The sequence below is a fragment of the Aquimarina sp. MMG015 genome (genome assembly GCF_018100855.1).
Classification (GTDB): domain Bacteria; phylum Bacteroidota; class Bacteroidia; order Flavobacteriales; family Flavobacteriaceae; genus Aquimarina; species Aquimarina latercula.
Genome location: NZ_JAGJEB010000018.1, coordinates 12,856 through 38,805, shown reverse-complemented (window position 1 = coordinate 38,805; position 25,950 = coordinate 12,856). Strand labels below are relative to the sequence as shown.

Sequence of the window (25,950 nt, the reverse complement as noted above, 5' to 3'; positions counted from 1 at the left end):
TAGATAGAAGCTAATAAATGGCCGAAAAAGTAAAAATCATTGAATGTCCAAGAGATGCTATGCAAGGCATCAAGGATTTTATCCCTACAGAAAAAAAAGTACAGTATATCCAATCGTTGTTGCGTTGTGGTTTTGATACTATAGATTTTGGTAGTTTTGTTTCTCCAAAAGCGATTCCGCAGATGGTAGATACAGCAGAAGTTTTATCAAAATTAGATCTTTCGGCAACAGAAAGTAAATTATTAGCGATAATAGCTAATGTTCGCGGAGCTAATGATGCAGTGCGGCATAAAGAAATTGATTATTTAGGATACCCCTTTTCGATTTCGGAAAATTTCCAGATGCGTAATACGCATAAGACCATTGCAGAATCTGTAGAAACTTTACAGGAAATTTTAAATATTGCTGATAAAGCTAATAAACAAGTAGTAGCTTATTTATCCATGGGTTTTGGGAACCCTTATGGAGATCCTTGGAATGTAGAGATTGTGGGTGATTGGACAGAGAAGTTAAGTAATATGGGAGTGAAAATTTTATCACTTTCTGATACTGTAGGTACTTCTAATCCAGAAATTATAGAGTATTTATACGCTAACTTGATCCCAAAATATCCCGATATAGAATTTGGCGCACATTTACATACAACGCCTACAACCTGGCATGAAAAAGTAGATTCGGCCTACAAAGCCGGTTGCAGAAGGTTCGATGGAGCAATACAAGGATTTGGAGGATGTCCAATGGCAAAAGATGAATTAACAGGTAACATGCCTACGGAGAGAATGCTTTCTTACTTTACCACTGTACAGGCTGATACTAATGTAAGAACTATGAGTTTTGAGTCTTCTCATAATGAAGCAACTAAGATATTTACGAAATACCATTAAATAGATAGAGTAATAAAATGAAAAATGTATTAAAAAAAGTAGGGCTGTTATTGTTAGTAGTATTAGTAATTATGCAATTTGTTAGACCAGATAAGAACGAGTCAGGATATGAATCGGTAGCTTATTTTGAAAATGATACAAAGCCAACAGAGAAGGTAAAGGAAATATTAAAAAGTAATTGCTACGATTGTCATAGCAATCAAACCATATATCCTTGGTATGCAGAAATAGCACCAGTTTCTTATTGGTTAGCAGATCATGTGGAAGAAGGAAAAGAACATTTTAATGTTTCTGATTGGGAAGGGTATTCTGATAAGAAAAAAGACCATAAACTGGATGAGTTGATTGAAGAGGTAGAAGAAGGAGAAATGCCACTTTCATCCTATACTTGGATCCACGGTGATTTAGAAAAAGAAGAAATGGAAGTTCTAATTAATTGGACAACAGAACTTAGAAAAAAATACGCTACAAATTAACTACAGTAGTTAAACAATTTTGGAAACTGGTTTATGAATAGAACAGTTAGATAATCATTTAGGATTACTAGTTTTTTTTATCTAATTGTTAAAAATTTAAATTTATTTAGATTTAGTATAAATAAAATTTGCCAGATATATTTGGTTGAATATATTTGCACTTTATTAATTATTTGTAATAAGTCTAAATAAAAAGCAATGAAAATTAAAAGTGTATTCAAAATTGTATGCATATCGGGAACTATCGTTTTAGGTTCTTGTTCTTCTGATGATGACGCAACTCCAATCACGCAAGTAGAAGTGCCTGCTACATATGAATTCCTACGAGAAGGAGAAAGTACCGTAAGCTTTAGTGGTCAAACTACTAGAATAGCAATGGCAGAGGTAATTATCAGCCAATTTGTTGATAATACAAATACCGAAGCTATTATAGATGCAATGTTTGATCATCAAGAAAATGCAGATGATTTTGAAGATGCGGATTTAAATGCTTCTGATAAAAGTGTAAGAAGTAAAACAGCAGCATCAAGAGATTATTTTTCTTCTAACGCTACAGAAGCTGCAGCGATAAAAGCTGATTTTGATGCTTGGATTAATGGTCAGGTTGATGAGGTTTTTCCTAACTGGGCGATAACTGCTACAGCTGGTAATCCAGGAGTTCTTCAAGAAGCTGGAGGTGGATCTAATAGATATGTAAATGCTAAAGGATTAGAGTATAATCAAGCATTTGCTAAGAGTTTGATCGGTGCGTTAATGACAGATCAAGCATTAAATAACTACTTAGGTACGGCTGTTCTTGACGAAGCTGATAATGTAACAAATAATGATAATGGAATAGTAGCAGATGGTAGTACGTATACTACTATGGAGCATAAATGGGATGAAGCTTATGGATATGTTTACGGTGCTTCTATAGATCCAGCGAATCCTAATGCAACTATTGGAGATGATGATAGTTTTCTTAATAAGTATGTTGGTAGAGTAGAAGATGATGCTGATTTTACAGGAATAGCTGATGATATTTATAATGCATTTAAACTAGGTAGAGCTGCTATTGTTGCTAAAAACTATACCGTACGTGATGAACAAGCGGCAATTCTTAGAGAAAAAATTTCTGAAGTTATTGCAGTAAGAGCGGTTTATTATTTACAACAAGGAAAAGCAGCATTAGAAGCTGGTACAGTGGATTATGCAAGTGCATTTCACGACCTTTCCGAAGGATTCGGATTTGTTTATAGTTTACAGTTTACAAGAAATTCAGATAGTAATACTCCTTATTTCACTAGAACAGAGGTACAAAGCTTGATAGACGATCTTATGGGAGGAACAAATGGTTTATGGGATGTAACACCAGAAACCTTAGATACAATGTCAGAAACAATAGCATCTAAGTTTGATTTTACCGTAGCACAGGCTGGGAGCTAAAAATTAAACAAAATATAAAAATGATAAAAAAGAGGAAGGACTTTGTAATAATCCCTCCTCTTTTTTTACATTTGCAAAAATTTATTAAGAATAAATAAAAATAAGATGAAGAAGTTTGGGTTTTTGACAGTGGTTGTTTTGGTTCTTATTCTGGCTGCCTGCTCATCAAGTGATGATAGTGGAGAAACGACAGATAACTTTGATAGAAAGGCTATGTTAGAAAATGTGGCGGATAATATTGTAATTCCAGCATATCAAAATTTTTCTACAAATATGGCTGCATTAAAAGTAGCTACATCGGATTTTGTAGGTACGACGGATGAATCTAATTTGGTAGCTTTAAGACAGGCTTGGTCAACTGCATTTATCTCTTGGCAATCTGTTAGTATGTTTGAAATTGGGAAAGCAGAAGAGATTTCTTTTAGAAACTTTATGAATGTATATCCTGTTAGTGCTACAAATATAGAAGCAAATATATCTTCAGGAACTTATGATCTTACTTCTGTTTCTCAGCAAGATGAACAAGGTTTTGGTTCATTGGATTATTTAATTAATGGTCTTTCTGATTCTGATGCCGCTATTGTTGGTTTCTATACCGACGCCACTACAGGTACAAATTATAAAAATTACCTTACTGATCTTGTTACCAGAATGGATGATATGACATCTGAGGTGTTAAACGATTGGACAGGTACTTTTAGAGGTTCTTTTGTAAATAATAATGGTTCATCTGCTACAAGTTCATTAGATAAGTTAGTAAATGATTTCATATTTCATTATGAAAAACATTTGCGTGCAGGTAAAATAGGTATTCCGGCAGGTGTATTTTCTGGGAATCCATTAGATGATAGAGTAGAAGCGATTTATAAAGGCGATTTATCAAAAACACTTTTTAATGCGAATCTTGACGCATTACAAGATTTCTTTAACGGAAAGGATTTTAGTAGTAATGCTACAGGTCAGAGTTTAAAGACATACCTAGATTTTCTTAATACTATTAAAGACGGTGAGGATTTAAGTAGTCTGATTAATAATCAATTTAATTCAGCTAGAACAATAGCGACGAACCTAAACGAAGATTTTTCTGAGCAAGTGAGAACAAATAATAGTTTAATGCTTAATACGTATGATGAATTGCAAAAGAATGTTGTTTTTCTAAAAGTAGATATGCTTCAGGCTATAGCTGTAAATATTGATTTTGTAGATGCCGATGGAGATTAAATGTAATCTCGTTCTCTTATGAATTTTCAATTAAACGAATATCTTAAAAAAAATACAGAGGCTGCACCACTTGCAGTCTTTCGTATTTTTTTTGGTTTAATGATGTTTATTAGTATTATTCGTTTTTGGAGTTACGGTTGGATAGATAAATTATATGTTCAACCAACTTTTTTCTTCTCGTATTATGGGTTTGATTTTATTAAACCCATTGGCAGTTATACATATCTGATTTTTGTTTTATGTGCTGTTTCTGCTCTACTTGTCATGATTGGGTATAAATATAGAATTGCAATCATAGTATTTTTTTTAAGTTTTACATATATAGAATTGATGGATAAGACTACGTATCTTAACCATTACTACTTTATTAGTATTCTAAGTTTTTTGTTAATCTTTTTACCAGCTAACGCTTATTATTCATTGGATGCTAAAATAAGAGGGATGTCTTTTCAGAAAATACCAGTTTGGACAATTGATACGCTTAAGTTACTTATTGGAATAGTGTATTTCTACGCTGGCCTTGCAAAGCTTAATTCAGATTGGTTATTAACTGCTATGCCGCTTAAAATATGGTTGCCTTCTAAATATGATATTCCTTTAATTGGTGATTTAATGCAACAAGAATGGGTACATTATACATTTAGTTATACTGGTGCTATTTATGATTTAACAATTCCATTTTTATTACTATCTAGAAAGACTAGAGTTTTCGGCTTTATAATGGTAGTTGTGTTTCATATTTTGACTAGAGTCCTTTTTCCAATAGGAATGTTTCCGTATGTGATGATTGTAAGTGCATTGATATTTTTTGGTGGGAATATACATCACAAGATATTACAATTCATTTCAAGAATATTCAATATTAAGAAAATAGGTTTTGATACTAATAGAGCTTTAATTATAAGATCTGTAAGAACAAAAATTATTGTGTCGATAGTAGGAATATTTTTTGTGATTCAATTACTTTTGCCGTTTCGGTATATGCTATATCCCGGAGAATTGTTTTGGACAGAAGAGGGGTATCGTTTCTCTTGGCGTGTGATGTTAATGGAAAAGGCAGGTTACGCTAATTTTAAAATCGTAGATCAAAAAACTGGAAAACGATTTTATGTTGATAATGATGATTTTTTAACTCCTTTTCAGCAAAAACAAATGGCAACACAGCCAGATTTTATATTAGAGTATGCAAACTACTTAAAAAAACATTTTGAAAAACAGGGGCATCAGAATGTGCAGGTATTTGTAGAAAGTTATGTGGCGCTTAATGGTAGATTAAGTAGTCAATATATTGATCCCACAGTGGATCTTGGAAAACAAAAAGAGTCATTTGAACATAAAACGTGGATTATTCCATTCAAGGATGAGATTAAGGGATTGTAAAGTAGTTGTGTTTTTTTTACTGTTAACTACAGTTGTATCGGCGCAATACAAGATTAAGGGGGTTGTTTTAAATGAAAATAATGGACCAATTCAAGGTGCGGAGGTGTATAATAGATCTACTGGAGAACAAACAATTACAAGAGGAGATGGTAGTTTCGAATTTGTGGATGTGGAGCAAGGGGATTACTATTTATCTGTTTTTAGCTTTGATTATGAAATTTTGGAGCGACAAGTAAAGGTGGATAATGACCTAGAAGTTAATTTTGTTCTAAAAACATTAGGAGAAGAGTTGTCTGAGGTAGTAGTAACACAACGAAGAGAAAAAGTATTTGGACTTAAACGTTTAAAACCTGTAGAAGGAACTGCAATATATGCAGGTAAAAAAAGTGAGGTAGTTTTACTAAGTAATGTTCAAGGTAATTTAGCTTCTAATAATGCAAGGCAAATTTATGCGCAGGTCGCTGGATTAAATATTTATGAGAATAGTACGGGGGGATTACAACTTAATATAGGAGGTAGAGGTTTAGACCCTAATCGTACAGCAAATTTTAACACCCGTCAGAACGGATATGATATTAGTGCTGATGTATTAGGGTATCCAGAAAGTTACTATACACCACCTGCAGAAGCTATTGAAGAAATACAAGTTGTGCGAGGGGCTGCTTCATTACAATATGGAACACAGTTTGGAGGTTTGTTGAATTTTAAAATGAAAAAGCCAAATCCAAACAAGAAAATAGAATTAGTATCTCGTCAAACTTTAGGTTCCTATAACCTTTTCACCAGTTTCAATAGTTTAGGAGGTACTGTTGGTAAGTTTAGTTATTATACCTATTTCAATTATAAGCAAGGTGATGGGTTTAGAGCTAACTCCGAGTTTGATTCTAAGAATGCCTATGTTCATTTGGGTTATCAATTATCGGGTAGAACGAAGTTGATCGGGGAGTTTACCTATTTAGACTATTTGGCTAAACAACCGGGTGGTTTAACAGATACTCAATTTAACATAGATCCTACATTTAGTAATAGAACTAGGAATTGGTTTGATGTAAATTGGAAATTATTTTCTTTAAAACTAGAACATGAATTTTCTGATAGGACAGATTTTAGTCTTCATCTATTTGGTTTGGATGCTTCTAGATCTGCAGTAGGTTTTAGAGGAATTCCTGGTAGTCTTAATACAAACCCTATTACAGATGTTGATGAAGTAGATGGGTCTGGCAATTTTGTGAATTCTAGAGATCTTATTGTTGATAATTTTAGAAATTGGGGAGCAGAGGCAAGATTACTTACTAGATATGATTTGCTAGATAAGGAATCTGTTTTTCTTATTGGTTCGAAGTTTTATAAAGCATCCAATGATTCTAGACAAGGATCAGGAGGTCTTGGGTCAGGGCCTGATTTTAACTTTCAGGATGAGACTTTTCCTGATTACCCTAATCAATCTTCTTTTGATTTTCCCAATGTTAACCTCGCTATTTTTGGAGAAAATATTTTCAAATTATCAGAGAAGTTTTCTATTACTCCAGGATTTAGATTTGAATATATTAAAACAGAGAGTGAAGGAACTTTTAATAATGTAGTGTTTGATAATGCTGGTAACCCTATTGCTAATAACACAGAGACGGATAATAGAGAATTGGATCGATCTTTTTTTCTTTTCGGAATAGGGTCTAGTTATAAACTTAATAATTCTCTAGAAACTTATGTGAATGTTTCACAAAATTATAGATCTATTACTTTTAGTGATATAAGAGTAGTAAGTCCAACATTTAGAGTGGATCCAAACATAGGAGATGAAGAAGGCTTTACCGCGGATATTGGAGTACGAGGTAGATTAAATAATATGTTGTCATATGATGTGAGTGTTTTTGGGCTGGTGTATGATGATAGAATAGGCATTGTTTTTAATGATAGGGCTGAACGCGTAAGAGGAAACATCGGAGATGCGTTTATTTATGGAGTAGAGAGTTTTGTAGATTGGAATATTTGGAATACATTTTCTGGAGATAATGAAAATTATAGATTAAATCTTTTTGCTAACACTTCTTTTACCAGTTCAGAATATACATCGTCTGATCTTTCGGGGGTAGAAGGAAACAAAGTAGAGTTTATACCAGAGATTAACCTAAAAACGGGACTTAAGTTTGGTTATAAGAATTTTCTAGCAAACCTTCAATATACATACCTTTCTGAGCAATTTACTGATGTTTCTAATGCTTCTGTAGCTTTAGATGGAGATAATAGAAATGGTATTATTGGTGAGATTCCATCTTATTCAATTTTAGATGTTTCTTTTTCTTACACATATAAGAAGTTTAAATTAGAAACAGGAGTTAATAATCTTCTAGATGAGAGTTATTTTACGCAAAGAGCTACGGGATATCCAGGTCCTGGAATTATACCATCTGATCCTTTAACTTGGTATGCAACATTGCAATTTAAGTGGTAATAAGGATAAAATTTAACTTTTGTTTACTTGTATAATTAACTTTTGTTCAATCTATGGTTTTGGTTTTAATCTATAAATTTGCTTAAAACACAGGTTATGAAAGAGTTTGAGGGTTATGATACAATGATGGCAGAATATTACAATTCGATTCCGGCATTAGTTCTTCCGTTATCTAGTTGGGAATTCTATGGAGAACATAATTGGTTTTTGAATAATTTTAAGAACGATCTTGATTCTTTAAATAAAATAACAAAAAAATGGGATTTCGAGAACGTATATCATAATGAGCTTGTTCATAAAAAATCTGTTATAGTTATTACTAATGCGGATCTTAAAATAGTATATGCTACTCGTAATATTGAAAAAATGAGTGGATACACACCGCAAGAGGTTGTGGGTAATTCTCCAAAAATGTTTCAAGGTGAACAAACGGATCTAAAAACATCTAAGATTATTAGAGCCGCAATTGATAATCAAGAACCGTTCGAAGTTTCTATTGTTAATTATAAAAAGGATAGATCTACATATTTATGTCATATTAAAGGTTTTCCTGTAAGAGACAAAAAAGGAAAATTAGTTAATTATATAGCTTTTGAACAAGCGGCTTAGTTTAAAAATCAATTTTCACATTTATTGTTGTAAATACTTATCTATCGTTTTAGCTTAGAAAAATAATTTTATATAATAAAAAATAAGGTCAGTTAACGTTATGAATGTTGACTGACCTTTATTATGAAATACCTAATTCGGGTTAAAACTAATTACTTGCTCTTTTAGGATATGGAGGTCTTTTATGTTCTTTAGATGGATTATTTTTTAGTTCTTTCAAGGCTATTTCTATTGCTTTTTCTAATTGGGGATCCCTTCCTTTAATTACTTCAGACGGTAATTGATCTACTTCTATGTCTGGCGCTACACCAACATTTTCTACAATGAAACCATCTTCTGTCCAAATTGCTACATTAGGAGCGGTAACGCTTGCACCATCAATAAATTCTGGAAATCCTAAAACTCCAACTAAACCTCCCCAAGTTCGTTTACCTACCATTTGTCCTACTTTAAATTTTCTAAACATCCATGGTAACATATCTCCACCAGATCCAGCAGTTTCATCAATGATCATTACTTTAGGTCCTTGAATAGAGGCACTTGGTGTTTTTATTTAATAAATGAAATTAAGTTTTTACGAATTGGATTCTGTTAATCATATTTTAAAATATATAGTTTTCAATCTTATAATTGGTATGGATGGATGTATTAAGATTAATGTTGAAAACCAATATAGTAGTTGTTTAGCCTAAATAGAATTAAGTTTTTTTGTTTGATTATAAATTCCGCAAACTATTGTTTGTTAGTTTGTTAATCTGTTGTTAAAGATGTTTTTGGGATGTAACAATCTTTGATGCCTAGTAGTCTTATAAGCATAAATCAATAAAAACGAATAGAATGAAAAAATTAAATGTTATGCTGTTAGCAGCAGCTTTTGCAATCAGTAGTGTTGCAACTGCAAGTACAAAACCAACAGAGTCAGAAACTAATTTCACGCAGGAAATTAAAGAATTATTAAAAAAGCCTTCTTTTAAAATAGAAGATGAAATTGAGGCTAGTGTTACTTTTACTTTAAACGATGAAGGTGAAATTGTAGTCCTTTCTGTTAACTCTGATAGTGATGTCATTAAAGGTTACATTAAAAACAGACTAAATTATCAAAAAATAGAAGCTAAACCACGCACTGGAGTTAAATTTTATACGATGCCAGTGAGGGTAGTTGCCTCTTAAGGTATAAGAGTAAAGAAAAAGAAAATCCTGGATTCATCAACCAGGATTTTTTTTATGCGTTTACTTTCCTGTAATATAGTGTATACTTACGGTTGCCAATTCAGAATTCGGGAATTTAGAAAAATGGTTTGGATCGCTTTGTAATCCTACTTCTTCGATAACTTTAAGGAAGGAATTGATTTCTAAAATATATTGATCAGAAAATCCATGGGTGGCATCATAAGCTGTAGCCGCTGTGCTTCCGATATTATTAGAGACTATGTGTGGAGGTACAGTATGTAATTCTATAACGATTAAACCAAATTTAGCAATATGTGGTTCCCATTTTTTAAAATGATCCTTTAGATTACGTTCTACATCATCATTTTGTAGTAACTTTCCTCTATATGCAAAAGCCCCTGTAGATTCACTTGACGTATTTAATGTAGAAATTGGTTCACTCCATATTCTGTTATGATCTAGAAAAGTTCTAACAGATAAAAGATCTTTTAGCTCAATTTTGTAATTTTCTTTTAAATCTTTTTCGAGAAGATCAGGATCGCTAATATCACCCCAAATAACTTTTGCCCAGATATCTGCTTGAATTAAATTTGCTCTTGTAACTTTTAGTGCTGCTTTATTATAATCTGCACCAACTAAAAATAAAGGATGGTTATCTAGGTGTTTACCTCTTAATGTTTTTGATTCAATGATTTCGAAAAGATGAATAAGAAATGCTCCATTTCCGCAACCCATATCAAGAATCCCTTTGGGTTGTTCTTCTAAAGGTTTATTGAATAGACTAATAATAATTTCATCAATTTTTTTAAAATAGGTGGTGTGAGCTCCTCCGCTGCCCCATACATTCATTTCGCGGTCTACATGGGATTCGTCAGAACTTTTCTCAGTGTTCCATAAAACGTTTGGATCACCAAATAATAATTGATCCATCTGTCTAAACATTGGGATGTAAGAAACTGTTACGCCATATGCTGTTGCTCTTTTAGCAAAAAACAAACCTTTGTTAGTAAAAGTGTAGTTGTCATTATTTTTGCTAAACCATCCTAGATTGCTTAAAAAAGAAAGGATCGTATCAAAACTTGTAGGAAACTTGTGATATTCATCTGCGCTAAAAGAAGCTTCCATAAAATATTTATGAAACATTCCGCCCATTCCAAGATGTACAATAGTAGGGCCTACTAAAATCCCTTCGATATGTTTTAAGATTTGATGCTGTATTCTATTTGTAGTGGCATCTTCGGAAAAAGAAAGATTAAATGAGTTTTTATACTGAGTAATTAATTTTTCTAATTTGTGAAATGGCTCTAATTCGAATTTTCTGGGATGAAATTTACCGGAGTATTCTAAAAGATCAACAACACCTTCATATAAATAGAAATAATCAAATGCTATTTTTGTATACTCATTTAGGGATACTTTGATCGTATTTTGCTTAACTTCATAGATCAACCAACTTTGGGAAGAAAGCATTCTGAGTGCTACGTTTATATATCCTGCATTTCCTCCAAATTCTTCTATGATTTCAGAAATGGATACACTTTTTTTAGTAACGATATAATCAGTTATTCCTTTTTTTAAGAGTGAATAGGCAACAGGAGCAACGGTTATACCATCTAAATGTCTGAATAATTCTTCTCGGAATATTTGCTTCTCCTCTTTTGTTAGCATAGATACTTAATTAAATTGGTTGTCGATTGTTTTAGTTCAATGATTTACCAAATTAAGCATTTATTTCCGAAGTTTTTTTAGGGTTTTTTGTTAGCTGTTTGCTTTTTGTCTTTTTTTTCAGGCATCGGTCCTCTTAAATGAATAACAAGTCCATTAAGAAAATTACGAAGAATTTGATCCCCGCATTCCATATATTTAGGATGATTTTCATTTCTGAAAATTGCACCAAGTTCGCTCTTTGTTACTTTAAAATCTACTAATGAACAAATTTTTACAATTTCATCATCTCGCAGTTTGTGAGCTACTCGTAATTTTTTGAAAATATCATTATTTGTTAATCCCATAGAACAAAGGTACCTTTTTAATTGACTTCAAGAAAAAAATATCCTTTATGTTCCAAAACAAATATGTTTATAGGATATTTGCATTTTTAAATTATATAGTAAAATATGTATAGTAAGGAAGAGAAATTAAGTTTGTTATCAGAAATGATTGATTTTGCTAAGGCTGATAAAAAAATAAAAGATGAAGAATATAATTTTATTTTAGCTGTGGCTTCTCAATTAGAGATATCAGAAGAAGAGATTGGTTATTTAGTGAGAAATAGTGCTGAGAAACGAAATCTACAGCCAGAATCTCAAAGAATACTTCAGTTTCATAGATTAGTGTTGTTAATGAATGTGGATCAAGAAGCAGCTCTTTCGGAACTAGATAAAATCAAAGAAATGGGCTTGCATATGGGATTACGACAAGAAGCTGTTGATACGGTTTTAAAAGAAATGCATAAATATCCCAATAAAGTAATACCTCCAAAGGACTTAATAGAGATTTTTACTAGGTTTTATAATTAAAGAAGAAAATTATTCATAATAAATATAGCCTTCAGATATCCTCTGAAGGTTTTTTTTTGGTTTTGTCATAATGATTTGACATTTTGTCATTATTTTCATATGAAAATATGTCAAAATGACATAAAAATAGTAATGGAACTCTAATTGCTATATACTCATTGAATTTAAATCTAGAATAACTTTAAAAAAATAAATACAATGAGTTTAATTAAAAGAACAGACAGATTACCACTTATTTTCGACGATATTTTTAATACCGATTGGTTTGGTGGTATCGCCAATGAGCACAAAATAGGTTTTAATACTCCAGCAGTGAATGTAAAAGAGAGCGATAATGATTTTATCATTGAATTGGCTGCACCAGGTTTAGTAAAAGAAGATTTTAATATCGAATTAGATAATGATGTATTAACAATCTCTTCGGAAACTAAAAATGAGGCGAAAGAAGAAAAAGATAATTATACAAGAAAAGAGTTTAGTTATCAAACGTTTAAACGTTCATTTAATTTGCCAGATACAGTAAATATCGCGGATATTTTAGCTTCTTATGATAATGGAGTATTATTAGTGAAACTTCCTAAAAAAGAAGAAGCCAAGGTACAGCCTAAACGTTTAATAGAAATTTCATAAGTTGTTTTTTGAGATTTGAGTTAGTTAGTTAATGTTACGAAAACGCCCTTATATCAAGGGCGTTTTTTATGTTTTAAAGGCAAATGTTAGCAATTAGTTTTTTGCTTAGTCTTTGTCAAATTTTATAATCACGAAAATTTTTTGTATCATTGTGATATCAAAATGATATTATTATGAAAAAAGAAAAAAATATAAAGACAAGTAATGGTTACATGATGTTGATGGTACTACTATTGTTAATAGTAGGAGTTGTTACTGGTATGGTTGTGACAAAAAATCCTCTATTTCTGACTTTAATAGTAGTTGTTGTGTTGGTAATCAAAGGTTTTTTTATTGTAAACCCTAATAGTTCTAAAGTAATGGTGCTTTTTGGAGCGTATAAAGGAACAGTAAAGGAAAATGGTTTTCTATGGGCTAACCCTTTTTATTCGAAACAAAGGATTTCTTTAAGAGCTAGAAATTTTTATAGCGAACGAGTAAAAGTTAATGATAAAATTGGAAATCCTATTTTGATAAATGTGATTTTGGTTTGGAAAGTTAGTGATACTTATAAAGCAGCTTTTGATGTAGATCATTATGAAGATTTTGTGAGGGTACAAACAGATGCGGCAGTAAGAAAATTAGCAGGTTCATATCCTTATGATAATTTTGCAGAGGGACAGATAGAGGTAACTCTCTTATCTGGTATGGATGAGGTAAATGAGGCTTTAGAAAGTGAAATAACGGAACGCTTGGCTATTGCAGGGATAGAAGTTATGGAAGCTAGAATAGGGTATTTGGCTTATGCTCCAGAAATAGCAAGTTCTATGTTAAAAAGGCAACAAGCTGTAGCAATAGTAGCAGCGCGTAAAAAGATAGTAGAAGGAGCTGTGGGGATGGTAGAAGATGCATTGCTTAAATTATCTCAGGACGAAATAATTGATTTCGATGAAGATAAAAAAGCTTCTATGGTTAGTAATTTAATGGTAGTTTTGTGTGGTGATAAGGAGGCGACTCCTGTTATTAATACAGGAACACTACATTCGTAATTTATGAGTAAGAAAAAATCATTTGTTCTTAGGATATCCCCAGAAACTTTTAAGTTAATAGAAAAATGGGCAGATGATGAATTTCGTAGTGTTAATGGTCAGTTAGAATGGATGATTTCTAAAAGCCTTAAAGATGCCAAGCGACTTAAACCCAAAAAAAAGGATGATGATTCTGAAAAGGAATAGGAAATAACATAATTTACAAATGATTGTTTTCAAAAATGGGATGATTCGAAAACAATCATTTAATAAGTTATAATGTATTACCGTAATAACAATCTTTAGAAAGGGCTTTAGAATAGCTTGTTTTACTTTCTAAATCCATAATAAGATATGTTTCTTTTTTTAGCTTGATTTCTATCCTGTTGTACTTCCAATAAACCTTAATATCATTGGACTTAAGATTTTTAATGTAGCTATATTTATTTGCATAATCTGTCGTTAGAGGAGGTGCATTTCCATTTTTTGTAGCTTCTTTAGGGCTCATAGTAATAGATTCTGGATCTACTACAGAACAAAGAAACCCATCAAAATCAATACCTTGTTTGTCAGGGTTTAAAACATAAACCCAGATTGAGTATTCATCTTCTTCTATCATTAATGTTCTACCTGATATTGGATCAGTAGAAGTTATAAAAATACCATCGGTATTATTCTCTGTTCTAGTTTTTAAGGTGCCTAAAGCAAAAACACTAGTAAATATTGATAATAAAATTAATTTCATTTTTGGGGCGTATTTGATAATATTAATTGAATACTACAAATGATCTGATGTACTATTTTTAAGCCCTAATAAAATTGTGTGAATCATTATCCGATTGAAATTCGGATGGTTTGTGTGGTTCACGAATTTAAGAAATTAATTGTTAACTTAGATCTATTTTGAGTCTTAATTTTGTGAGATTTTCCCCTTGTATATTGAAGGAAAAATCTTATTTTTTTACTATTTCTGACTCTAATTCTTCTAAACCTGACTACTCATCTGTTAATTTTTATCCACTGGTTAAGTGTTTTTAAAACAGGGTATTGATGTTTAGTTCGGTCTTGTTATAATGTCTTGAATAATTATAAAATTCATTATAAAAATCGAGATAATGAATGATTAAATTTAAAGACTACTCAAGCAAAAAAATATTAAACTAAACTTAATTTTATAGCGCTTTCTGCGCAAGCAATAATAGCATCTTTGACAGGTATTGGTTTCCAATCTAAAAGTTTTACGGCTTTATTATTATTTACCTTTCTTTCTGTACCCAAGTCAATCAAGATTGGTTTAATTGTTTTGTCGATATTAGAAAATAACCGTACTGCAAAATCTGGTAAAGTAAACTTAGGAACTTTTTTATTTGGATAATTTTCTCTCAATATATTAGCAACTTCCTGAAAAGTCATATAACCTGCAGAGCCAACAAACCGTTCTCCTGCTGCTTCAGGAGTTTCTAGAGCTCTTATGTGTAAATCCGCAACTGATCTTACATCAACCATATCAAAACCAATTTTTGGAATTGCAGGTGAGCTGCCATCCATAGCTTTGATAACAATATTGGCAGAAGTTCCAAAATCTTTTTCAAGTATAGGACCTAAAATAGCTCCAGGACATACAGTAGTCAACTCTAATCCGCTAGTATCATTTCTAATAAAATCCCAAGCTGCCTGTTCTGCAATAGTTTTACTTCTAAAATATGGAGTAGAATCATTTATATTGGAAACATCGGTCCAATTGTTTTCGTCAAAAATACCTTTTCGATTTGATTTGTCTTTTCCATAAATAATTGCACCAGATGATGAGGTAAGAACCACTCTTCTTAATCCGTGCATAGAAGCGGCTTTTAGAATATGTAAAGTTCCTGATTTAGCTGGTATGATAAGATCATCTTCGTTTTTGGGTAATTCTCTTGGAAATGGAGAGGCAATATGTAAAACATCCTGAACCTCGCTAACCAAATCATACCATACATCTTTATCTAATAAATCCGCTTCTGCAAAACTTAGTTTATCAATATTTGGGGTCTTCTTTTTTATAACTTCTTTGATTTCTTTGGCTCTATCCATACTTCTTAAAGTACCGATTACCTCATATCCTTTATTTAATAATTGTATAGCGGTATGTGAACCTAAAAAACCAGTAATACCTGTTAATAATACCTTTTTGTTATTCATGCTTAATATGATTTTTTCGAATTTATAGATCCAGCCATTTTTTGAAATTAGAAGTTCTTTCTCTAGAAACAATAATTTGCTCTTCTTCTTGAGGTTTTAGTTTTAGTAATAATCTACTGTTAAAATAACTGTGAATCTCTATGACTGATTTTACCGATATCATAAATTTTCTATTAATCCTAAAAAAATGAACGGGATCTAGAATTTCTTCCAATTGATCAATAGAATATTCAATAGGATATTGTTGACCATTATGAGAATAAAGGAATATTAATCCTTCGTTAGATTTGAAATAGGCAATATCTTCTACACTAAAAGTATTGAACTGATTTCCAACCTTAATCATAAATCGTTTTTTGTACTCTTTATTAAATAGCTTTTTGATGTTTGCTAATTTTTGTTCGTCAAAAATGGGGTCACTATTGGATTGTGATTTTCTATATTTATTTAGGGCATTATTAAGATCATTCCGATCTATCGGTTTTAATAAATAATCTAATCCATTGTATTTAAAACCTCTAATAGCATATTCATTATATGCTGTAGTAAAAATAACAGGAGGATGATCTTCTAGCATATCCAAAATATCAAATCCATATCCATCGTTTAATTGTATATCTAAGAATATTAAATCTGGTTTTTGATTATTATCAAACCATTTACGGCCATTTTCTACAGATGTAATTTGCCCTATAATATTTATTTCAGGAGCCAACTCTTCTATTAAAGAAGCAAGTCGTTTAGAGGCAAAATTTTCATCTTCAACAATTACTGCTGTCATTTTAGGATACTTTTATAATGGAAACTTCTTTAATGTTTTTAGGAATTAAAGGAATGGTTACTTTAAAGTATCCATGTTGGGTTTCGATATTTACTTTTTGATTGGTATAAAATGAATACCGTTTTTTTATATTCTTTAGACCAAGTTTTGTTGATTCTTCTTTCTGCGTTCTTACGTGTAGATTGTTTTGAACGATCAAACCATCTTTTTCTGTCGAAATTATGGTGACTTCTAAAGGTTTTTCTTTAGAATAGTAATTGTGTTTTAAAGCATTTTCTACTAACATTTGTAAGGAAAGGGTAGGTATAACAAAATCTTTTGGGTTAACTGTAATATGTGTTGTAATGCTTAAAGCTCCTTGATGTCTAACATTCATCATGAAAATAAAAGAATCTAAAAAACTTAATTCTTTTTCTAAACTCACTAAATCCTCTTCACGATTATCGAGAATGTATCGATAACAAGTTGCCAATCTAGATACGAAATCAGATGCTAAATCTCTATCCTCGTACATTAAAGAGGTTAAAGTATTTAGGCTATTAAAAAGAAAATGTGGACTGATTTGATTTTTTAGGGATTTATATTTAGACGTCATAATCTCCTTCTGTAAATCATTCATTCTATTTTCCATTTCTTTTTTCTGTTGTAAAGAATGATAGAATAAATTGAAGATTATTAAAGCAAACCCTAGAATAGCCGCTCTAAAAAAATCAATTCTAAATCGCAACCAGGGGTCATCTGCATCAATTTGACAAATTTGATCAAATTGAAAAATAGCGAGATAATATACTAATGCAGAAATGGGAAGACAAATAGCTAAATTAATAACTAATATTTGTAATCCTTTTGTTAAATCAAGACCTTCACCATTATTTGATTGCTGTCTTTTTACCAGCCAATCATTACTTTCCCAGGCAAGCATAAATAAAAAAAATGCACTACAATAATAAAAAATGGCAGGAGCGTCAAAAATTGATTCCTTTTCTTCATGAACTATTGTTAGTTTGATTAAGAAATAAACCACATTAATTATAATGATCCTTATTCCTATTTTTTTTAATGTAGTTTTTTTTACCATAGAAATTATAATAGTACTGTTAAAGATACATAACTACGAATCAAATTGTCTAACACTTTACACCGAACTGTCAAAATAAGAGTTGAACTGTATGAAAAGTTATTTCGTTTGTAAATGTCAATTGATAAGTCAATAAAAAAGATCCAATAAGAGTTTTAGACAACTCAATTGATAATTTAACAACTCTACTATTTTAATTAGAAAGATTAGAATCAAGTTAGCAGATTTGAGTAAAATCAAAAAGGTTATGAAAAAATATATTTTCTTGTTTACTCTTTTATGTACAACGATAAGCTATTCACAAACTGGTGTTATAAAAGGAATTGTTTTGGATAAACAATCAGAAACTCCTCTAATCGGCGCCACTGTAGAGTTATTAAATACCGAAGAAGCTAATGGTGTTATTACAGATCTTGATGGTTTTTTTACTTTAGAAGGAGTTCCATTAGGAAGACAAGTAATTCGTGTAAGTTATATTGGTTTTGAATCTATAACTCTACCGAATATAGTGGTTACATCTGGTAAAGATGCCGTAGTAAATGTAGCTTTGATTGAAGCTTTTGATAGATTAGACGAGGTAATAATTACATCTGATACTAATAAAGCCAGATCTATTAATAAATTAACATCAGTATCAGCAAGGCAATTTAGTTTAGAAGAAGTAACTCGTTTTTCTGGTGGAAGAAGTGATGTGGGTAGGCTAGCAGCGAATTTTGCTGGAGTATCAGCTCCTGATGATAGTAGAAATGATGTGGTAATTCGAGGAAATTCTCCTACAGGATTATTATGGAGATTAGAAGGAGTTCCGATTCCTAGTCCTAATCATTATAGTACATTGGGAACAACTGGAGGTCCTGTGTCTGCTTTGAATCCTAATCTGTTAAAGAATTCAGATTTTATTACTTCCGCGTTTCCGGCAGAGTATGGAAATGCAATAGGAGGAGTTTTTGATCTTGGCTTTAGAAAAGGAAATAAAGACGATTACGAATATACTGCTCAGGTAGGAATTTTTACAGGTATAGAAGCAATGGCAGAAGGTCCGTTAGGAAAGAATAATGGTTCTTTTTTAGTCGCAGGAAGATATTCGCTTGTTGGTTTATTAGGAGTTGGAGCAGGAGGAACTTCTGCTGCTCCTAACTATAGTGATGTGTCTTTTAATCTTGATTTTGGGAAAAGTAAATTAGGTAATTTTTCATTATTTGGTATCATCGGTTTTTCTGATATTGATTTTCTTGGAGATGATATTGATGAGGATGATCTGTTTGCTGCAGAAGATGAGAATTCTTTTGTAAAATCTAGATTTGGTGTGATAGGTTTAAAGCATCAAATTAATATTACCAACAAATCATATCTTAAGACAATTCTGTCTGGATCATTTACGGCAAATGATTTCGTTGCGGATCGATTTATAGATAAAGAGACTCCACAGGAAAGAGTTATTCGATATACAGAAGCGGATAATAAAGAAAATCGATTTACTTTCTCAACCCTTTATAACGTAAAATTAAGTAATAAAAGCACCTTAAGAACTGGAGTATTATTAGAGAATATTGGTGTAGAATCTTTGTTTCGTGATAGAACGGAACAACCTGATATTAATAATGATGGAGATCCAGATATATTTACTTTTAGAGATTTAGATGAAAACCTTACAATTATACAGCCTTTTATTCAGGGACAATTTAGATTAACAGAAAAGCTAACTATAAATGGTGGTATTCATAGCCAATATAGTACACTAAATGAACAATTTGTAATAGAGCCAAGAGCAGGATTAAATTATAAGATATCCCAAAATCATCGTTTGAGTTTTGGGTATGGTCTGCATCATCAGCCTGTTCCGCTACCTCTTTTGTTTTTAAACGAAGAAGTGGATGGAGAAATTCTACAAACAAATAAGGAGTTGGATTTTGTGAGAAGTAATCATTTTGTATTAGGATACGATGTGAAACTGGGCAATAGTTGGAGAGGTAAAGCAGAAATATATTATCAAGATATTGATAATGCAGCTGTAGAATCATTTCCATCTAGTTACTCTTCTTTAACAGAAGGAGCGGATTTTGGTTTTGATAATGATAGAACTTCTCTCCTAAATGAAGGAACTGGTTTTAATCAAGGAATAGAGCTTACGTTAGAAAAGTTTTTTAATAAAGGATATTACGGATTATTAACGACATCAATATTCGAAAGCAAATATGAAGGAAGTGATGGTGTGGAAAGAAATACTCCTTTTAATAATGGGTATGTTATTAATATGCTTGCCGGTAAAGAATTTGCTATGGGTAAAAACAAAAAAGATGTTTTATTTTTTGATACTAGAGTAACATTTTCTGGTGGAAGATATTATACACCTGTTGATCTGCCTGCTTCACAAGCGGCTGGTTTTGAGGTTTTGCAAGAGGATATTGCTTTTAGTGAACAAAATGACGGATATTTTAGGTGGGACGTTAAGTTTGGTTATAAAATTAATAGCAGTAAAAAGAAAACTTCTCATCAATTTTATGTTGATCTACAGAATGTAACTGCTAATGAAAATCTATTTGCAAGACGATATAATAGATTGACTAATAATATAGATGAGGTAAATCAAATAGGGTTTTTTCCCGATTTTGGATATCGTTTTGAATTTTAACATAAAAAATTCACCATGAACACAATGAGAACACTATTATTCACGTTTTCTGTTATTTGTAACTTGGCTTTCTGGGGGTATGGACAAGGAGATAATAATGATGTTAAGAAAGGATTTATGGATAGTCAATTATATGATATCGCATATTTGATTCAATTTAGAGACAGCGTAAATACCAATGTCTCTAAAGTGCCAGTTGCATGGCATCTGGATCATACGCTTAAGGTAGTAAACAGAATTCATAATATACTACAGAATTCTGATCCAACTGTCTACGAAAAACGTTTTAGTTTAACACGAGTTTTTTCATTTACACTTGGATATATCCCTAGGGGAAGAGCGAAATCCCCTGCAGCTGTTTTACCGCCTAATACTATAAAAACAGAAGATATATTATCTCAATTAGAAGAAGCCCGAGAAAACCTATCAGAACTAGAAAAATTAGATCAAAACGTTAATTTTATCCATCCAGTTTTTGGTCAATTAAATAAGAAACAAGCAAAACGTTTTTTGAAGATTCATACTAAACATCATTTAAAAATTGTACGAGATATTTTAGGTAAAGAATAAAACCTAGACCTGAGAACTTTTAATAATCGAAAAATGTAATCAATAATTGTTTTAGTTACGTTTTTCGATTTCTAGAGCTCTTTTGTAAAAAGCTCTAAAATCTTCTTTTTTATAGGTAGCTCGCATAGCAGAAAGGACGTCTAATAAAGATAAACTATTCCATTCCCATAATAATGTATCAAAATTATAAATGTACATTGATTTTTCTACTTCATTTCGTATTTTAATAATTTCAGTTTCATTAAAATTATTCTCCTGAAGCCTAGTTATAAGTAGTTCTCCATGTTCTTTAGTTAACTCAGTGTCTAGGTAAGGTTCCAAAATCCAATCCCAATTCCAGCTATAAGGGGACAAAGGAATGGCATTTCTTTCTGCAAATGCTTTTAATGTTTCCTTTTTTTCTGCAGATATAAAAACTATATCATCTTTTAGAAAGATTTTAATAGCTCCAAATTCCATACCTATAGATTCAATTTCACTAGCGTGCACTAATCTTTCTGGATAGATGATTGAAGGCTCAAATGGATATTTATAAAACCAGATAGCATTTTCCTGTATTTCAGAATTTCCTATTCCACAAAATAGATTTTTTGCGAATAGCTTTCTATTGAAAATTGCGGATATGTTTTTGAAAAATTTCAAACGTTACTATGTTTCTTTTTAATAATTAAACACAAAATTAATAAAACCTCCAGTCCAATTAGAAGTGTTGTTTGTTATTAAGCGAATTCCTTTACCGGGAAAAGAAATGCTAAAACCAGCATTGATAAATAGATTTTTACCAATTATTTTATTGTATTCAATAAATATATCATCTGCTAATTTATTGTTGGTAACACCAGCTATAACGGTAGGAATTTCGTCAGAAAATTCAATACGAGCAGCTTGTCCAAATTGAATTGGACTACGTGATTGTTGTGCAGTAATATGTGCATACCTTAATGTAATTATATCTTTTGAAAACGGTTGTAACCTGACAGTAATTCCGTTAGATTGTACATTAGAGTTAATAAATACCATAGAAGATTTTGAACCTGTTGACCAAGCGCTTGGAGAACCTTCAAAATATAAAGGATCAAATCGTTCTTGATTAAAGGTGTCTGGATCATCACCCGAAAATACTTGATAAGAATACATAAATGTTGGTTTCCAAGGTAATTTGGCGATACTATATCCTAATTGTATTCTTCCTCCCCAAGCTATTAAGTCTATTGCTGTATTCCATTGATATGCCAAATCCATTGCTATATATAGATTCTCTACATAATTCTTAACAGGATTTGTTTTTCCATATAGATTTAAGGCGTTTAATCCTTTCCTGTCCCCAATTGTAATTATGGGAGGGCCATCTCCATTTAAAGCAGCTTTGGGGTATGGGGCGTCGGATTGTAATACGTTAATGTAAGATATACCTAGATATTTGTTTTTAGAAGAGGAATAATTGAAGTCTAATCCAATTAATTCATTGTTAGTATCATTAGAAGGTAATTCATTAGGTGCTATATAAAATATTTTACTATTTAATTGATTTTTGATAACCTCTATAATAGCAGATTTCTCCCATGCTTTTCTTGGTCCAAGTTTTAATGCTCCTCTTTCAAAACCGCTTGAAGCACCATTAGAAATTAACATTCCAGTTCCTAACTTCAGAGGCCTAGATCCAACTGAAACATCAAATGATATACTATCTAATATATTAAAACGATAGCCTAAATATGCGTCCTCTAATGTAATGCGTCCGGTATTCTGTGCGTCGAATGCATCAATCCCCCAAGTATAAGAGCCTACTGCGGATACTTTAGTATAAAGGATATTACTTGATTCGGTTTTGTATTCTAAACCAATTCCAGGTTTCATATATAATTCTAACCATTCCGTATCTGAGTTAAAATCTAATTCAGGAACATCAGCTAAATTCCAAAATAAATTAGTTTCTGCAACGGCATTTATTCCTGACTGTAGATATCCTTGAATGTCAAGATGTTCTTTATTTAAAAAATGAAGTGCATTATTTTTTTGAGCTATTATTGACATTGAAGCAGATAAAATCAAATAAAAAAATATAGATTTAGAGCTTAAGAATTTAAAGTTAAATATCCTCATTTCTGCAATAAATATTTTGCAACTGCATGATACGCTGGTAACGAAGTTGGATCTATTTTCGAATTTTTTGCTTCAGGATGAGATGAGAATCTGACTAGAACCATTTGCGCTTTAGGATCGATATAAATGGTTTGTCCGTGAACTCCTCTAGCTGCGAATGCTCCATGTTCATTATGAGTTATCCACCACATATCTCGATAACTCCAATTAGTCAAAGAACTATACGCTGATTTTTTAAAGGATTCCTGGTTACCACCTTTCATAATATTTTCTATCGTTTCGCGAGATAATATTTGTTTGTTATTAAAATATCCTTTATTGCGAATCATTTCTCCGAACATGCCCAGATCTCTCATATTAGCACTAAACCCTCCTCCAGCAAATGCGATTCCGGAACCATCAACCTGAAAATAGCCATCGTAATGAGTTCCTAATGGTTTCCAGATTTTATCTGATAATAATTGTGGAATACTTTTACCAGTCACTCTAGAAATAATCCATCCCATAGCATCTGTGTTAATTGTTTTGTAACCAAATATTTCTCCGTGTTCACCATTTTTTTTTACGGTTCGTAAGTATTCGTAATAATTTGTTGGACCAGTATATGATTTTGGTTTGGGTAATGGATTTCCAGCAGCAGAAAAAGCCCAAATCTCAGCATTGGGATCCGAGTAGTCTTCGCTATATTTAAGATTAGTGCGCATATCTAGTATTTCTCTGATCGTCGCGGTCTCAAACGCAGAATTTTTAAATTCTGAAATATAATTTACAGCGGTAGTATCTTCATTTAAAACACCATCCGTAACTAGCATTGCGCCAAGTGTTCCTGTGAATGTTTTGCTCACGGACATAGCAGCATGTAAACCATCTTCTTTTAGTGCTCCAAAATATTTTTCATAGACAATAATGCCTTTATGTACTATTAAGATTCCATCGGTATAATTCTCATTCAAAGATATCAACCAACTCATTTTTTTATTACTGTTTAAAGGAGTGAACTCTATTGAATCTATTTTAGGGTCTAATTTTGTTTCGAATTGATACCTATCGGATGCAGCTGCTTTTACTGTTGTAGTAGGCAGAAATTTTCGCATATGACAAACACTATATCTAAGTGCTGGAAATTTAAAAAAACTCCCGTCAGAGGCCGAGATTGTTTTTTCTTTAGGAGGAGGATACCCTTGCATCCATCCCATTCTGATAGGATCAGATTTTTCTGCACTTAAGTATTCTTGAGCGTTTACATTAAAGATAATTGCGATAGGTAATATTAAAAAAAAAGCCTTTTTCATACCAACGAAGTGTTTGATTTGTATGGAACCTTTTTGAGTAGAGTGCCTAACAAAAGATGTGTGAGTATTTTCGTTACTGTTAAAGGTAGGGAATATTTGCGAAATTTTAAATTGTTATTTTTTGTTATAACTATATGATAATATGGTCTTTGTTTGGTTTTTTACCAGCTTTTTTTTGGTTTTGAGAACCATTTAATTTGATAAACAATACTGTTGTAATTTCTTTCTCTAAAAATTGCAGTTTCTTAGTGAATCATCTTTTATTAGAATAATAGTATTAGCTCATCACTTTCAGGAATCAGATTCCATTTTTTACAGAGTTGATCAAAATTTTCTTTTATTTTTTCAATATCTGTTAGATTCATTTTTGGGACTTTAATTCCATCAATTTTTTTAGCTTCCCAGTTTATTAATTCAATGAATTCTTCTGTTTTTGCAGCTCCAGAGCCTATTGACTGTAAGTTTCTAGCCATAATTTCAGATAACCAGGTTTCTGCGCCAAGATTCTTAATAACCTCTTTGTCAGATAACTCTTGTATAGTCATTCCTGATTGAATTTTTCCATAAAATCCATTTCTTAAATGGAATTTTTTTTCAACGACATAATGGGCAATATCGTGATTTGGTATATCTGGTCCGAGATTTATAGTTGTAGAAGTCCCATCTTCTCTTATGCAAGTCAGCATATTTCTGTTTTTACCTTTCGCAATTATGATCTCCATTTTTCAAATTGTATAAACAGGTTTTCTTGAATAATTAAATCATTTATAGCATCCCAAAGTGAGATTCTTTTTTCTAGGGATTGTTTTGCCACTAGTAATGTTTCATTCCATTTTTGCTCATCCTTTCCACATAGTTCTTCTACCATTTTAAGTGACAGAGGGCCGTGTTCATCGCCATCAAGTTCGATATGTCTTTCTAGATAGTATTTAAGCTTATTGTATGTATTGTTTTCGGAATCAGACTGTTTCAATATTTCTATAAACATATCTGGGATGAGGTCTTCTCGTCCGAATGTAAAAGAAGAAGCGACTAAGTGAGGTTTGTTAGTTTCAATAATAGAAAATGAAAACTTTACAAAATCTGCTACTCTTTTATCAATGTTAATTTCATTTAATGAATATAAAACCGAATGTCCAGATTCAATTTTTGTTATAAATTCATTAATCTCATTTGTATTAGCTTTTACTTGATTCATAGCGTCCAAATACATTTCAAAGTGACTTTTTGGTTCTCCCATTTCATTGATGTCACTTTCTTCTCCATGGACAATTTCATTTATAAATCTTGAAAGTGTTGGATTATTTGAAGGCGTCCAAGGAATTTGAACATTCGTTAAGTTTATTTGAAGGCTTTTTAAAAGTGACATAAAATCCCAAACGGCAAATACATGATTTTCCATAAAGGTTTTAATGTCATCTATTGTTCTCAAGTTTTTGTACAGTTGATGATTCTGCAACTGATTTCTCAATTCAGAAATTTCATTTTCTATATGTTGAATTTTATCCATTTTTTTTGGTACTTATTAGTAATTGCAAAA

26 protein-coding genes are annotated in these 25,950 nt (G+C 31.6%); 14 read left to right on the top strand and 12 right to left on the bottom strand.

Going from position 1 to position 25,950, the window contains the following annotated elements; genetic code table 11:
* The first annotated feature begins 17 nt into the window (after positions 1-17).
* From J8L88_RS22425 to J8L88_RS22395, 7 genes are all read left to right on the top strand, one after another.
* Positions 18-884 carry a hydroxymethylglutaryl-CoA lyase gene (locus J8L88_RS22425; RefSeq protein WP_211061918.1) on the top strand — a complete coding sequence of 289 codons (867 nt, stop codon included), beginning with the start codon at positions 18-20 and terminating at the stop codon, positions 882-884.
* Between the two features lie 17 nt (positions 885-901).
* Positions 902-1,360: a heme-binding domain-containing protein gene (locus J8L88_RS22420; protein ID WP_211061915.1), complete on the top strand. Its 459-nt coding sequence runs from the start codon at positions 902-904 to the stop codon at positions 1,358-1,360.
* A 198-nt stretch (positions 1,361-1,558) separates the two neighbouring features.
* Positions 1,559-2,785 (top strand): DUF4856 domain-containing protein, encoded by a 1,227-nt coding sequence (locus tag J8L88_RS22415; protein WP_211061913.1) that lies wholly within the window; start codon positions 1,559-1,561, stop codon positions 2,783-2,785.
* 105 nt (positions 2,786-2,890) lie between these two features.
* Complete coding sequence (locus J8L88_RS22410) at positions 2,891-4,006, top strand: imelysin family protein (protein WP_118389720.1); 1,116 nt, start codon at positions 2,891-2,893, stop codon at positions 4,004-4,006.
* An 18-nt stretch (positions 4,007-4,024) separates the two neighbouring features.
* The gene (locus J8L88_RS22405) at positions 4,025-5,386 is read left to right on the top strand and encodes an HTTM domain-containing protein (protein ID WP_211061911.1); all 1,362 of its coding nucleotides are present in this window, start codon (positions 4,025-4,027) and stop codon (positions 5,384-5,386) included.
* Positions 5,367-7,838: a TonB-dependent receptor domain-containing protein gene (locus tag J8L88_RS22400; protein WP_118389724.1), complete on the top strand. Its 2,472-nt coding sequence runs from the start codon at positions 5,367-5,369 to the stop codon at positions 7,836-7,838. Before J8L88_RS22405 ends, J8L88_RS22400 begins: the two co-directional genes overlap by 20 nt.
* A 96-nt stretch (positions 7,839-7,934) precedes the next feature.
* Positions 7,935-8,447, top strand: coding sequence for a PAS domain-containing protein (locus tag J8L88_RS22395; RefSeq protein ID WP_027392271.1), 513 nt, complete (start codon positions 7,935-7,937; stop codon positions 8,445-8,447).
* Between the two features lie 148 nt (positions 8,448-8,595).
* On the opposite strand, the gene J8L88_RS22390 is transcribed toward J8L88_RS22395, so the two are convergent.
* Positions 8,596-8,979 carry a S41 family peptidase gene (locus tag J8L88_RS22390; RefSeq protein ID WP_371813727.1) on the bottom strand — a complete coding sequence of 128 codons (384 nt, stop codon included), beginning with the start codon at positions 8,977-8,979 and terminating at the stop codon, positions 8,596-8,598.
* Positions 8,980-9,284: 305 nt separating this feature from the next.
* On the opposite strand from J8L88_RS22390, the gene J8L88_RS22385 reads away from it, so the two are divergent.
* Positions 9,285-9,617 carry a hypothetical protein gene (locus tag J8L88_RS22385; protein ID WP_108803578.1) on the top strand — a complete coding sequence of 111 codons (333 nt, stop codon included), beginning with the start codon at positions 9,285-9,287 and terminating at the stop codon, positions 9,615-9,617.
* A gap of 60 nt (positions 9,618-9,677) precedes the next feature.
* Here the strand turns inward: J8L88_RS22385 and J8L88_RS22380 are convergent, their stop codons facing one another.
* Positions 9,678-11,285 (bottom strand): class I SAM-dependent methyltransferase, encoded by a 1,608-nt coding sequence (locus tag J8L88_RS22380; RefSeq protein WP_211061907.1) that lies wholly within the window; start codon positions 11,283-11,285, stop codon positions 9,678-9,680.
* A gap of 77 nt (positions 11,286-11,362) precedes the next feature.
* The gene (locus J8L88_RS22375) at positions 11,363-11,629 is read right to left on the bottom strand and encodes a DUF1456 family protein (RefSeq protein ID WP_211061905.1); all 267 of its coding nucleotides are present in this window, start codon (positions 11,627-11,629) and stop codon (positions 11,363-11,365) included.
* Between the two features lie 105 nt (positions 11,630-11,734).
* Here J8L88_RS22375 and J8L88_RS22370 point away from each other — a divergent pair, with 105 nt between their 5' ends.
* From J8L88_RS22370 to J8L88_RS22355, 4 genes are all read left to right on the top strand, one after another.
* Positions 11,735-12,136 (top strand): TerB family tellurite resistance protein, encoded by a 402-nt coding sequence (locus tag J8L88_RS22370; protein ID WP_211061903.1) that lies wholly within the window; start codon positions 11,735-11,737, stop codon positions 12,134-12,136.
* Between the two features lie 198 nt (positions 12,137-12,334).
* On the top strand, positions 12,335-12,766 hold the full coding sequence (locus J8L88_RS22365; RefSeq protein ID WP_027392265.1) for an Hsp20/alpha crystallin family protein: 432 nt from the start codon (positions 12,335-12,337) through the stop codon (positions 12,764-12,766).
* 173 nt (positions 12,767-12,939) lie between these two features.
* Entirely contained in the window at positions 12,940-13,794 is an 855-nt protein-coding gene (locus J8L88_RS22360) for an SPFH domain-containing protein (RefSeq protein WP_211061901.1), read from the top strand.
* 3 nt (positions 13,795-13,797) lie between these two features.
* Entirely contained in the window at positions 13,798-13,980 is a 183-nt protein-coding gene (locus J8L88_RS22355; RefSeq protein ID WP_027392263.1) for a hypothetical protein, read from the top strand.
* 67 nt (positions 13,981-14,047) lie between these two features.
* Here the strand turns inward: J8L88_RS22355 and J8L88_RS22350 are convergent, their stop codons facing one another.
* The 4 genes from J8L88_RS22350 to J8L88_RS22335 form a co-directional block, all read right to left on the bottom strand.
* The gene (locus J8L88_RS22350) at positions 14,048-14,518 is read right to left on the bottom strand and encodes a hypothetical protein (protein ID WP_051336020.1); all 471 of its coding nucleotides are present in this window, start codon (positions 14,516-14,518) and stop codon (positions 14,048-14,050) included.
* Between the two features lie 410 nt (positions 14,519-14,928).
* Positions 14,929-15,954 carry an aldehyde reductase gene (locus tag J8L88_RS22345; protein ID WP_027392261.1) on the bottom strand — a complete coding sequence of 342 codons (1,026 nt, stop codon included), beginning with the start codon at positions 15,952-15,954 and terminating at the stop codon, positions 14,929-14,931.
* 22 nt (positions 15,955-15,976) lie between these two features.
* Entirely contained in the window at positions 15,977-16,735 is a 759-nt protein-coding gene (locus J8L88_RS22340; RefSeq protein WP_118389730.1) for a LytTR family DNA-binding domain-containing protein, read from the bottom strand.
* Between the two features lies 1 nt (position 16,736).
* Positions 16,737-17,813: a sensor histidine kinase gene (locus J8L88_RS22335; protein WP_211061899.1), complete on the bottom strand. Its 1,077-nt coding sequence runs from the start codon at positions 17,811-17,813 to the stop codon at positions 16,737-16,739.
* Between the two features lie 247 nt (positions 17,814-18,060).
* On the opposite strand from J8L88_RS22335, the gene J8L88_RS22330 reads away from it, so the two are divergent.
* Positions 18,061-20,445, top strand: a complete 2,385-nt coding sequence (locus tag J8L88_RS22330; RefSeq protein ID WP_027392259.1) for a TonB-dependent receptor — start codon at positions 18,061-18,063, stop codon at positions 20,443-20,445.
* Between the two features lie 24 nt (positions 20,446-20,469).
* Positions 20,470-21,015 carry a DUF1569 domain-containing protein gene (locus J8L88_RS22325; protein WP_158594414.1) on the top strand — a complete coding sequence of 182 codons (546 nt, stop codon included), beginning with the start codon at positions 20,470-20,472 and terminating at the stop codon, positions 21,013-21,015.
* Positions 21,016-21,066: 51 nt separating this feature from the next.
* Here J8L88_RS22325 and J8L88_RS22320 read toward each other — a convergent pair whose 3' ends face one another.
* The 5 genes from J8L88_RS22320 to J8L88_RS22300 all read right to left on the bottom strand — a co-directional run bounded on the left by J8L88_RS22320 (position 21,067) and on the right by J8L88_RS22300 (position 25,920).
* Positions 21,067-21,657, bottom strand: coding sequence for a hypothetical protein (locus J8L88_RS22320; RefSeq protein WP_118389736.1), 591 nt, complete (start codon positions 21,655-21,657; stop codon positions 21,067-21,069).
* A gap of 18 nt (positions 21,658-21,675) precedes the next feature.
* Positions 21,676-23,049 carry a hypothetical protein gene (locus J8L88_RS22315; RefSeq protein WP_118390117.1) on the bottom strand — a complete coding sequence of 458 codons (1,374 nt, stop codon included), beginning with the start codon at positions 23,047-23,049 and terminating at the stop codon, positions 21,676-21,678.
* Between the two features lie 65 nt (positions 23,050-23,114).
* Entirely contained in the window at positions 23,115-24,410 is a 1,296-nt protein-coding gene (locus J8L88_RS22310; RefSeq protein ID WP_118389738.1) for a serine hydrolase, read from the bottom strand.
* A gap of 263 nt (positions 24,411-24,673) precedes the next feature.
* Entirely contained in the window at positions 24,674-25,132 is a 459-nt protein-coding gene (locus J8L88_RS22305) for a hypothetical protein (protein ID WP_118389741.1), read from the bottom strand.
* The gene (locus tag J8L88_RS22300; protein ID WP_211061897.1) at positions 25,120-25,920 is read right to left on the bottom strand and encodes a DUF3050 domain-containing protein; all 801 of its coding nucleotides are present in this window, start codon (positions 25,918-25,920) and stop codon (positions 25,120-25,122) included. Before J8L88_RS22300 ends, J8L88_RS22305 begins: the two co-directional genes overlap by 13 nt.
* Between the last annotated feature and the right edge of the window lie 30 nt (positions 25,921-25,950).